This is a genomic window from Curtobacterium sp. PsM8 (genome assembly GCF_030433875.1).
In the GTDB taxonomy this organism is placed as follows: Bacteria; Actinomycetota; Actinomycetes; order Actinomycetales; family Microbacteriaceae; genus Curtobacterium.
This window is the reverse complement of the sequence record NZ_JARUXD010000093.1, coordinates 1-10415: the sequence shown is the minus strand read 5'-3', so window position 1 is coordinate 10415 and position 10415 is coordinate 1. Positions and strand designations below refer to the sequence as shown.

At 70.2% G+C, this 10415-nt stretch carries 9 protein-coding genes; 2 read left to right on the top strand and 7 right to left on the bottom strand.

The window, feature by feature from the left end; genetic code table 11:
• Positions 1-50: 50 nt before the first annotated feature.
• The 6 genes from ilvC to otsA form a co-directional block, all read right to left on the bottom strand.
• The gene (gene ilvC, locus QCD68_RS15745) at positions 51-1076 is read right to left on the bottom strand and encodes a ketol-acid reductoisomerase (protein ID WP_253463478.1); all 1026 of its coding nucleotides are present in this window, start codon (positions 1074-1076) and stop codon (positions 51-53) included.
• A 45-nt stretch (positions 1077-1121) separates the two neighbouring features.
• Positions 1122-1622 carry an acetolactate synthase small subunit gene (gene ilvN, locus QCD68_RS15740; protein WP_110904691.1) on the bottom strand — a complete coding sequence of 167 codons (501 nt, stop codon included), beginning with the start codon at positions 1620-1622 and terminating at the stop codon, positions 1122-1124.
• The gene (locus tag QCD68_RS15735) at positions 1619-3439 is read right to left on the bottom strand and encodes an acetolactate synthase large subunit (protein WP_111076319.1); all 1821 of its coding nucleotides are present in this window, start codon (positions 3437-3439) and stop codon (positions 1619-1621) included. Before QCD68_RS15735 ends, ilvN begins: the two co-directional genes overlap by 4 nt.
• 46 nt (positions 3440-3485) lie before the next feature.
• On the bottom strand, positions 3486-5180 hold the full coding sequence (gene ilvD / locus QCD68_RS15730) for a dihydroxy-acid dehydratase (RefSeq protein ID WP_301223701.1): 1695 nt from the start codon (positions 5178-5180) through the stop codon (positions 3486-3488).
• Between the two features lie 125 nt (positions 5181-5305).
• On the bottom strand, positions 5306-6085 hold the full coding sequence (otsB, locus tag QCD68_RS15725) for a trehalose-phosphatase (protein ID WP_301223700.1): 780 nt from the start codon (positions 6083-6085) through the stop codon (positions 5306-5308).
• On the bottom strand, positions 6078-7670 hold the full coding sequence (gene otsA, locus QCD68_RS15720; RefSeq protein WP_111076322.1) for an alpha,alpha-trehalose-phosphate synthase (UDP-forming): 1593 nt from the start codon (positions 7668-7670) through the stop codon (positions 6078-6080). Before otsA ends, otsB begins: the two co-directional genes overlap by 8 nt.
• 160 nt (positions 7671-7830) lie before the next feature.
• Between otsA and QCD68_RS15715 the strand changes: the two genes are divergently transcribed.
• Entirely contained in the window at positions 7831-8802 is a 972-nt protein-coding gene (locus tag QCD68_RS15715; protein ID WP_301223699.1) for a magnesium transporter CorA family protein, read from the top strand.
• A 44-nt stretch (positions 8803-8846) separates the two neighbouring features.
• Here QCD68_RS15715 and QCD68_RS15710 read toward each other — a convergent pair whose 3' ends face one another.
• Entirely contained in the window at positions 8847-9998 is a 1152-nt protein-coding gene (locus QCD68_RS15710) for an SLC13 family permease (RefSeq protein WP_111076324.1), read from the bottom strand.
• A 99-nt stretch (positions 9999-10097) separates the two neighbouring features.
• Between QCD68_RS15710 and QCD68_RS15705 the strand changes: the two genes are divergently transcribed.
• Positions 10098-10289: a hypothetical protein gene (locus tag QCD68_RS15705; protein ID WP_110904698.1), complete on the top strand. Its 192-nt coding sequence runs from the start codon at positions 10098-10100 to the stop codon at positions 10287-10289.
• Positions 10290-10415 lie beyond the last annotated feature (126 nt).

The window sequence follows — 10415 nt, the reverse complement described above, 5'->3', positions numbered from 1 at the left end:
CGGCGGTGCAGTGCACCGCCGCCTCGCGGGTCGAGCTTGTCTCAGGCAGACTACCGCGCGGCCGAACCGTCGACGTAGTCCGAGTCGCCCTGCTTCCACGCGAAGAGCTTGCGGAGCTCACGGCCGGTCGCCTCGACCGGGTGACCCTCGCCCTTCTCGCGGAGGGCGGTGAACTCCGGCGCGCCGGCGTCCTGGTCCTCGATGAAGCGCTTCGCGAAGGCACCGTTCTGGATGTCCGCGAGGACGGCCTTCATGTTCTCCTTGACGTCGGGCGAGATCACACGCGGGCCGGAGACGTAGTCGCCGAACTCGGCCGTGTCGGAGATCGACCAGCGCTGCTTGGTGAGGCCGCCCTCCCAGATCAGGTCGACGATGAGCTTGAGCTCGTGCAGGACCTCGAAGTAGGCGATCTGCGGCTGGTACCCGGCCTCGACCAGGGTCTCGAAGCCGTACTGGATCAGCTGCGAGGTACCACCGCAGAGGACGGCCTGCTCGCCGAACAGGTCGGTCTCGGTCTCCTCGGTGAAGGTCGTCTTGATGCCGCCGGAGCGCAGACCACCGATGGCCTTCGAGTACGACCAGGCGAGGTCCCACGCGCTGCCGGAGGCGTCGACCTCGACTGCCACGATGACGGGGACGCCACGGCCGGCTTCGTACTCGCGACGGACCGTGTGGCCCGGGCCCTTCGGGGCGACGAGCGACACGTCGACGCCCTCGGGGGCCTCGATGTAGCCGAAGCGGATGTTGAACCCGTGCCCGAAGACGAGGGTCGCACCCTGCTTGAGGTTCGGGGCGATGTCGTCCTTGTAGACGATGCGCTGGACCTGGTCCGGCGCGAGGATGACGACGACGTCGGCCCACTTGGTGGCCTCGGCGGGCGTGTGGACCTCGAAGCCGGCCTCTTCGGCCTTCTGGCGGCTCTTCGAGCCCTCCTTGAGGCCGATCTTGACCTCGACGCCGGAGTCGCGGAGGTTCAGGGCGTGGGCGTGGCCCTGCGAGCCGTAGCCGATGACGGCGACCTTCTTGCCCTGGATGAGGCTCAGGTCGGCGTCAGCGTCGTACACGATGTCAGTCACGGTGCGTGGTCTCCTTGGTTGTGGGGTGTCTGGGGCGACCGGTGCTCAGCGCACTCGGTCGGTGATGCTCTTCGGTCCACGGCCCATGCCCAGGAGCCCGGCGCGCGCCAGCTCCTTGATGCCGTAGGGCTCGAGCACGCGCAGGATCGCCTGGATCTTGCCGGGATCACCGGTCACCTCGACGACGAGCGAGTCGGTGGCGACGTCGACGACCTGCGCCCGGAAGAGCGTCACGGCGTCGAGCACCGCGGACCGGGTCTGGTTGTCGACCCGCACCTTGACGAGCATGTGTTCGCGCTGCACCGACTGGGGGAAGTCGAGCTCCACGATCTTGATGACGTTGACGAGCTTGTTGAGCTGCTTCGTCACCTGCTCGAGCGGGAGGTCCTCGACGTCGACCACCACGGTGATGCGGCTCAGGCCGTCCACCTCGGTGTTGCCGACGGCCAGGGACTCGATGTTGAAGCCGCGACGGGCGAAGAGCCCGGCGACACGGGTCAGCAGACCCGGCTTGTCCTCGACCAGGAGGGACAGGACGTGGCTCATGCGGGCTCCCCCGTCATGTCGGCGTCCTCGTCGTCCCACGTCGGGGCGAGGTCGCGGGCGTACTGGATGGACGAGTTGCCGATCCCCTGCGGGACCATCGGCCAGACCATCGAGTCGCGGCTGACCACGAAGTCGATGACCACCGGGCGGTCGTTGGTGTCGAGCGCGAGCTGGATCGCCGCGTCGACCTCCTCCGGCTTCTCGACCCGGATCCCGAGCGCACCGTAGGCGTCGGCGAGCTTCACGAAGTCCGGGACCCGACGGGTGCCGTGGCCGGTCTGCAGGTCGGTGAACGAGTGGCGGCCGTCGTAGAACAGCGTCTGCCACTGGCGCACCATGCCGAGCGACGAGTTGTTGATGATCGCGACCTTGATCGGGATGTCGTTGATGACGCAGGTCGCGAGTTCCTGGTTGGTCATCTGGAAGCAGCCGTCACCGTCGATGGCCCAGACGACGCGGTCGGGCTGGGCCACCTTGGCGCCCATCGCGGCCGGGACCGAGTAGCCCATCGTGCCGGCGCCGCCGGAGTTGAGCCAGGCGTTCGGACGCTCGTACTGGATGAACTGCGCCGACCACATCTGGTGCTGGCCGACGCCCGAGGCGAAGACGCCCTCCGGTCCGGTCATCTCGCCGATGCGCTTGATGATCGCCTGCGGGGCGAGCAGCCCGTCGGTCGGCTCGGTGTACCCGAGCGGGAAGTCCTCGAGCAGCTGGTTGAGGTGCGCCCACCAGTCGGCCGTGGAGGCCCGCTGGTCGACCGGTACGTCGGCCCACGCCGCCACCAGGTCGACGAGCACCTCTTTCGCGTCGCCGACGATCGGGACGTCGGCGTAGCGGATCTTCGAGATCTCGGCCGGGTCGATGTCGACGTGCACGACCTTGGCGTCCGGTGCGAAGTCGTCGACCTTGCCGGTCACGCGGTCGTCGAAGCGGGCGCCGAGCGCGATGATGAGGTCGCTCTCCTGCAGCCCGAGGACCGCGGGCACCGTGCCGTGCATGCCGGGCATGCCGAGGTGTTGCGCGTGCGAGTCGGGGAAGGCACCGCGGGCCATCAGCGTCGTGACGACCGGGGCGCCGGTGGCCTCGGCGAACGCCAGGAGCTCGGCGGAGGCACCGGAGCGGATCACGCCGCCGCCGACGTAGAGCACCGGGCGCGACGACTCGGCCAGGAGCTGCGCCGCCGCGGTGATCTGTTTGCCGTGTGCCTTCGTCACCGGGCGGTAGCCGGGCAGGTCGAGCTTCGGGGGCCAGATGTACGGCGCCGACTTCTGCTGGGCGTCCTTGGTGATGTCCACCAGCACCGGGCCGGGTCGTCCGGTCGTCGCGATGAGGTGCGCCGCCGCGAGGGTCGCCGGGACGTCCTCGGGCTTCGTGACCAGGAAGGAGTGCTTCGTGATCGGCATCGTGATGCCGACGATGTCGGCTTCCTGGAACGCGTCGGTGCCCATCAGCGTCGAGAACACCTGGCCGGTGATCGCGATGAACGGCACCGAGTCCATGTAGGCGTCGGCGATGGCGGTGACGAGGTTCGTCGCACCGGGACCGGACGTGGCGATCGCGACACCGACCTTGCCGGACGAGGACGCGTAGCCCTCGGCGGCGTGACCGGCGCCCTGCTCGTGACGGACCAGGATGTGGCGGATCGTCGTCGACGCCATGAGCTCGTCGTAGAACGGGATGATCGCGCCGCCGGGCAGACCGAAGACGTCGGTGATCCCGAGGTGCTCGAGCGTGCGGAGCACGGCGCCCGAGCCGGTAAGGACCTCGGGCGATCGACGGGCTCCGGCAGCGGAGCGCGGTGTGGCTTCCGTGGGCATGAAGGGTTCCTTGCCTGGAGGGATGGCGATGGTGCGGGTGTCGACGTCAGCCCGTGACCGCGCCGAGGGCAGCGGACTGGACGAGCTTGGCGTACTTCGCGAGGACTCCGCGGGTGTAGCGCGGGGGCAGCGGGGCCCAGCCGTCACGGCGGGCTTCCAACTCGGCGGGGTCGACCAGTAGGTCGAGCGAGCGAGCGGGGATGTCGACACGGATGCGGTCGCCATCGCGCACGAACGCCACTGGACCTGCGTCCACGGCTTCCGGTGCGATGTGGCCGATGCAGAGGCCGGTTGTGCCGCCTGAGAATCGACCGTCGGTCAAGAGTAGTACATCCTTGCCGAGGCCCGCGCCCTTGATGGCCGCGGTGATGGCCAGCATCTCGCGCATGCCGGGTCCGCCCTTGGGGCCCTCGTAGCGGATGACGATGACGTCGCCCTTCTGGATGCGCCCCTCGGTGAGGGCGTCCATCGCGGCACGCTCGCGGTCGAACACACGGGCCGGGCCCTCGAACACGTCGGCGTCGAAGCCGGCGGTCTTCACGACGGCACCCTCGGGAGCGAACGAGCCCTGCAGGATCGTCAGGCCACCGGTGGCGTGGATCGGGTTGTCGATCTTCCGGAACACCTCGCCGTCGAGCTCCGGCGGATCGATCTCGGCCAGGTTCTCGGCGACGGTCTTGCCCGTCACGGTAATGCACTCGCCGTGCAGCAGGCCCGCGTCGAGCAGCGCCTTCATGACGACCGGGATGCCACCCTGCTGGTCGATGTCCTTCATCACGAAGCGTCCGAAGGGCTTCATGTCGGCCAGGTGCGGGACCTTCGAGCCGATGCGGTTGAAGTCGTCGAGGGACAGTTCGACCTCGGCCTCGTGCGCGATCGCGAGCAGGTGCAGCACGGCGTTCGTCGAGCCACCGAGTGCCATGAGCACGGTGATCGCGTTCTCGAACGCCTCGCGCGTCAGGACGTCGCGGGCGGTCAGCCCCAGGCGGAGCATGTTCACGACGGCTTCGCCGGACCGGTGCGCGTAGTAGTCGCGGCGACGGTCGGCGCTGGGCGGCGCGGCGGACCCGGGCAGCGACATGCCCAGCGCCTCGGCCAGGCTCGCCATCGTGTTCGCGGTGTACATCCCGCCACAGGCACCTTCGCCGGGGACGATCGCACACTCGATCTTCTTGAGCTCGGCCTCGCTCATGGTGCCGGCCTTGCAGGCGCCGACGCCCTCGAAGGAGTCGATGATCGTGACTTCCTTCATCGAGCCGTCGGCCTGCTTCACGTAGCCCGGCATGACCGATCCGGCGTAGAGGAAGACGCTCGCCAGGTCGAGGCGCGCGGCGGCCATCAGCATGCCGGGGAGCGACTTGTCGCAGCCGGCGAGGAGGACAGTGCCGTCGAGGCGCTCGGCGTTGACGACCGTCTCGACGCTGTCCGCGATGACCTCGCGCGAGACGAGGGAGAAGTGCATGCCCTCGTGGCCCATCGAGATGCCGTCGGACACCGAGATGGTGCCGAACTGCAGCGGGTAGCCGCCGCCGCCGTGCACGCCTTCCTTGGCGCCCTGGGCGAGTCGGTCGAGGGACAGGTTGCAGGGGGTGATCTCGTTCCAGGACGAGGCGATGCCGATCTGCGGCTTCTCCCAGTCCTCGTCGCCCATCCCGACGGCCCGCAGCATGCCACGCGAAGTGGTTGCTTCGATCCCGTCGGTGACGACCCTGCTGCGCGGCTTCACGTCGATGTCAGGCATGTCCAGAGTCTAGGACCGTTTGGGATACCAATGGCGCAACACCATGCGTCCGCATGCTGTTCTGCCTGATGGTCCTCCAAGACACCGGTCGTGCGAACCGGCCCGACGGGAGGCCCGTGGCCGGGTCAGCGGGTCGCCCGCGCTCGCGCCAGCTGCTTGAGGACGTCGGTCAGCCCTGCCGGGTCGGCGACGCGATGGGTGGCGAGGGTCTCGCCCTCCCCCACCTTCACGCCGACGTCGCCGTCGTGGAGCACCCGGAAGGCGTCCTCGTCCGTGACGTCGTCACCCGCGAAGAACACCGCGTCCGCACCGCGGAGGGCACGCAGTCGCTCGATCGCGTCGCCCTTCGTGACGTGGCGCACGGCGAACTCGAGGATGTCCTTGCCACCGCGCTCGAGCACGTCGGCGTCGGCGTCGTGCGCCGCCCGGCTGGCCTCGGCGTTCGTGGCCGCCGCCTCGTCGGCGCTCACCCGTCGGGTGTGCACGCCGTGGCCGGCGGGCTTGTGCTCGATGACGACGCCCGGGTGCCGGGCACCGACCTCGTCGAGCGCCGCACCGATGCGGGCCACCCGGGCCGTCTCGTCCGGGGTGAGGGCGTCCTCGTCGTGGCCGTCGACCCGCCACTCGACGCCGTGCGAACCGATCAGCGCCATGCCCTCGGGCGCGTGCGACACCGCGGCCAGACTGCCGAGCGGTCGCCCGGAGACGAGCACGACCTCGGTGTCGCGGGCCCGCTGCAGGGTCAGGACCGCCGCCCAGCTGCCGGGCAGCGCGCCGACCTGGGACGGGTCGTCGGCGAAGGGCGCGAGCGTGCCGTCGAAGTCGAGCGCCACGAGCAGTCGCGGCGCAGCCGCGAGCGTCTCGAGGGCCGCCACGAGACCGCCGTCCGTCGTCTGGTCAGGCATCACGGTCCTCCCGGGTGTCCTCGGCGGCGCGGGCCTTCTGTGCGTCCTGGTCGAAGATCGACGTGCCGTCGGTCTGGGCCTCGCGGTGCGGCTCGCCCTGTTCGACCGATTCCGGGTCGATCTGGGCGCCCTTCGGTGCGTGCCGGTCCAGGGCTTCGAGGAACGAGCGCGACCACCGGGCCACGTCGTTGTCCTTCACGCGCTTGCGGAGCGCACGCATCCGGGTCGACCGCTCGCGACGCGGCATCTCGATGGCGCGCTGGATCGAGTCCTTGAGCGCCCCGATGTCGTGCGGGTTGACGATCACGGCCTGCTTGAGCTCGTCGGCGGCACCGGCGAACTCGGACAGGATCAGGACGCCGTCGTTGTCGTGGCGGGACGCGACGTACTCCTTCGCGACGAGGTTCATGCCGTCGCGGAGGGCGGTGACGAGCATGATGTCGGCCGCCAGGTACAGCGCGACCATCTCCTCTCTCGGGTACCCGTGGTGCAGGTACGAGATCGGCTGGTGGCCGATCACGCCGAGGTCGCCGTTGATGCGACCGACGCTGAGCTCGATCTCGTCGCGGAGCATCCGGTACGTGTCGACCCGTTCGCGGCTCGGGCTGGCGACCTGGATGAGCGCGGCGTCCTCCACCGCCAGACGGCCGTCCTCCACCAGTTCACCGAACGCCTTGATGCGGTGCCGGATCCCCTTGGTGTAGTCGAGTCGGTCGACACCGAGCAGGACGGTCTTCGGGTTGCCGAGACCGTCACGGATCTCCTTGGCGCGCTGCTGCACCTCGGGCCGTCGGGCGATCTCCTCGAAGCTCTCGGCGTCGATCGAGATCGGGAAGTGGCGGGCCTCGACGTGCCGGACCGTGATGCCCTTGCGGCTGCGCGGCGCCTTCGGGTCGTCGACGGGCACGTCCACCGTGGAGCCCTTGGTCGTGTAGCCCTTGATGTGCCGGACCGCGCGGAGGAAGTCGCTGGCGTCGTCCTGGCGCTGGAACCCGATCACGTCGGCGCCGAGCAGGCCGTCGAGGATCTGGGCGCGCCACGGCAGCTGCGCGTAGATGCCGACCGGCGGGAACGGGATGTGGTTGAAGAAGCCGATGGTCAGGTCGGGACGGAGCGCACGGAGCAGCGCCGGCACGAGCTGCAACTGGTAGTCCTGCACCCAGACGATGCCGTCCTGCTCGACGATCTCGGCGATCTGCTCCGCGAAGCGCTGGTTCACGCGCTTGTAGGCGTTCCACCAGTCACGGTGGTAGCTCGGGTGCTCGATGACGTCGTGGTAGAGCGGCCAGAGCGTGTCGTTGCTGAAGCCCTCGTAGTACTCCTGCACGTCGTCGGCGCTGAGCGGCACCGGGACGATGTGGATGCCCTCGTTGTCGAACGGCTCGACGGTGACGTCCGGCTGCCCGACCCATCCGACCCAGGCTCCGTCGTTCGCCCGCATCACCGGCTCGAGTGCGGTGACGAGGCCGCCCGGCGAGTGCCGCCAGCCCTCGGTTCCGTCGTCCTCGACGACGCGGTCCACGGGGAGGCGGTTGGAGGCGACGACGAAGGCGTAGCGCGTGCTGTCGGTGCGGTCTGCGGGCATGGGTGGCGGGTGCTCCGTTCCTGCCCGGCGGCCTGCCGGGGCGTCGGCACCGAAACTACCAGCGCGCGGGTGGCCGGGCTGAGGGGACGTTCACCCGTGCCCGACCGGGAGGCCCGGGGCCGGGTCCGGCACGCAGCGCACCGTCACTAGGCTCTGCCCCATGGTGAGCACGCGCTGCTGGCAGGACGGTTCGTCGGCGGAGCGGGACTTCCCCGTGGAGCAGGTCTCGGACCTCGTCGCCCGCGACGGTGCCTTCGTCTGGATCGACTTCACCGATCCGCAGGCCTCGGACCTCGAACAGGTCCAGGAAGAACTCGGCATCCACGTCCTCGCGGTGGAGGACGCCGTCGAGAGCGGGCAGCGGCCGAAGCTCGACCGGTACCGGGACAGCCTGTTCCTGGTGGTCTACGACGCCCACGGTCCGGGGAAGGACGGCGCGATCGTCACCCACGAGGTGAAGGCCTTCGTCACGAAGCACGCCCTCGTCACGATCCACGGCGCCGACTTCGACACCGCGGCCGTCCAGCGCCGGTGGGACGCGAACAGCGACCTGGCCGACCACGGTGTGCCCTGGCTGCTCTGGGGGCTGCTCGACGCCGTCGTCGACCACGCCACGAGCGTCCTCGAGACCATCGAGCGGGACATCGACGCACTCGAGGACGACCTGTTCGAGACCGGCGACCCGCGCGAGCAGCAGATCCAGCGCCGCTCCTTCCGCCTGCGCAAGGCGCTCGGGGTGCTCCGCCGGCTGGTCGTCCCGACCCGGGACAGCGTCGGTTCACTGCTGCACGGCGACGCCGAGACGATCATCGACGGCGTCCGTCCCTACTTCCGGGACGTCGAGGACCACCTGGTGTCGATCGCCGACTCGGTCGACCAGCAGCGGGACGCGGTGTCGAGCGTCCTCGACACGAACCTCAACCTGGCGTCGAACCGGCAGAACACCGTGATGAAGAAGGTGACGAGCTGGGCGGCGATCATCGCGATCCCGACCGGCATCACGAGCTTCTTCGGGCAGAACGTGAAGTTCCCCGGCGAGGGGGCCTGGAGCGGGCTGTGGGCGTCGATCGCGCTCACCGTGGCGTCGTCGCTGCTGCTCTACCGGTCGTTCAAGCACCGCGACTGGCTGTGAGCCCCAGCACGGCCCGGGGGCTGTGAGGCCCGGCCCGGCCGGGATCAGATCGCGAGCGCGAACACGCCGGCGACGACGGTGAGCGGCGCCACGATGCAGCCGAGCGCGATGTAGCGACCCCACGACAGGTGGATGCCCTCGGCCGTCAGTCGGGCGTGCCACAGCAGCGTCGCGAGCGAGGCCCACGGCGTGATCAGGCAGCCCGCGTTGACGCCGACGAGGAGCGCCGCGTACCGCAGGGCCTCGTGTCCCGCCGCCGGCTCGAGCACCAGGTAGGCGGGCAGGTTGTCGATCGCGTTCGCGGCGACCGCGCCCGCACCGCCGAGGAGCAGCAGGGAGCCGCTGCCCGTGCCGCCGCCGAGGGCGTGCACGATCGGGTCGGTGACGCCGGTGGCGTGCAGGGTCTCGACGACGACGAAGAGCCCGGCGGCGAAGACGAGCGTCGACCACGGCACCCGGGACGGCTTGAGCTCAGACGGCGCCCGGAAGGCGGCGACGACGACGAGCAGGACCGCGGCGGCGACCGCGGCCACCCAGACCTCGACCCCGGCGGTCAGCGCGACGACGAGGGCCACGAGCACCGCGGACGCCGCCCAGAAGAACACCGGGTCGGACGCCTTCCGCAGCCCGACCGGCGTGTACCGACCGAACAGCGACCGGCGGAACACGACGAGCAGCACCGCGCACGGCACGACGACCCCGGCGAGGGCGGCCCACACCATCAGGCCGGCGAACGGCAGCGGCCCGTCGAGCCCGATCTTGTCGACGGCGAGCAGGTTCGTGAGGTTCGACACCGGCAGCAGCAGGGACGCGGTGTTCGCGAGCCACACGGTGGTCAGCGCGAACGGCATCGGCGGCAGCCCGACCCGGCGCGCGAGCGTGATGACGATCGGGGTGAGCAGCACCGCGGTGGTGTCGATGGACAGGAAGACCGTGCACACCACGGCGAGGACGACGACCGCGCCCCACAGCCCGATGGTCCGGCCGCCACCGACCCGGGCGGCGACGTCGGCCAGCCGGTCGAAGACGCCGGCGTCCGCGGCGAGTTCGGAGACGATGGTGAGGCCGAGGACGAAGCCCAGGACCGGCAGCACCCGGGCGGCGAGGGCGCCGAGTTCCGGCAGCGGCAACAGGCCGAGGGCGACGCACACCGCCCCGACGGCGAGCAGGACGGCTCCGATGACTGCTTGGCGCACGATGTGGCTCCTCGTTCGGTGCCGGAGGTCCCTGTGCGCCCGGCGGCGCTCCAATGTAGCGCCCGGTAACGTGGCGAGGACGACCAAGAGGAGGAACCCGTGCGGAAGTTCATGTTCAGTGGTGCGGTGTGGGGCTCGCTCATCAGCGGCTACAGCGTGCTGCAGACGTCCAGGCGCGGACCGCGCGACTGGCGGCTCGCCCTGACCTGGGTGGCCTGGCTCGCGACGACGATCGTGGCGGTCGGGACGGTCGTCGAAGACGACCGTGCGGTGAAGTCGAAGCAGCGCTAGTCCCCCACCGCGGTCGCGACGCGACCACAGACGGAGACGGGGGGGCCCGGGACCGCGGGTTACCGGCCGCCCCGACGTGATGGGGGCAGGGGGGGGGGGCGGACCGGGGGGGGGGGGGGGGGGGGG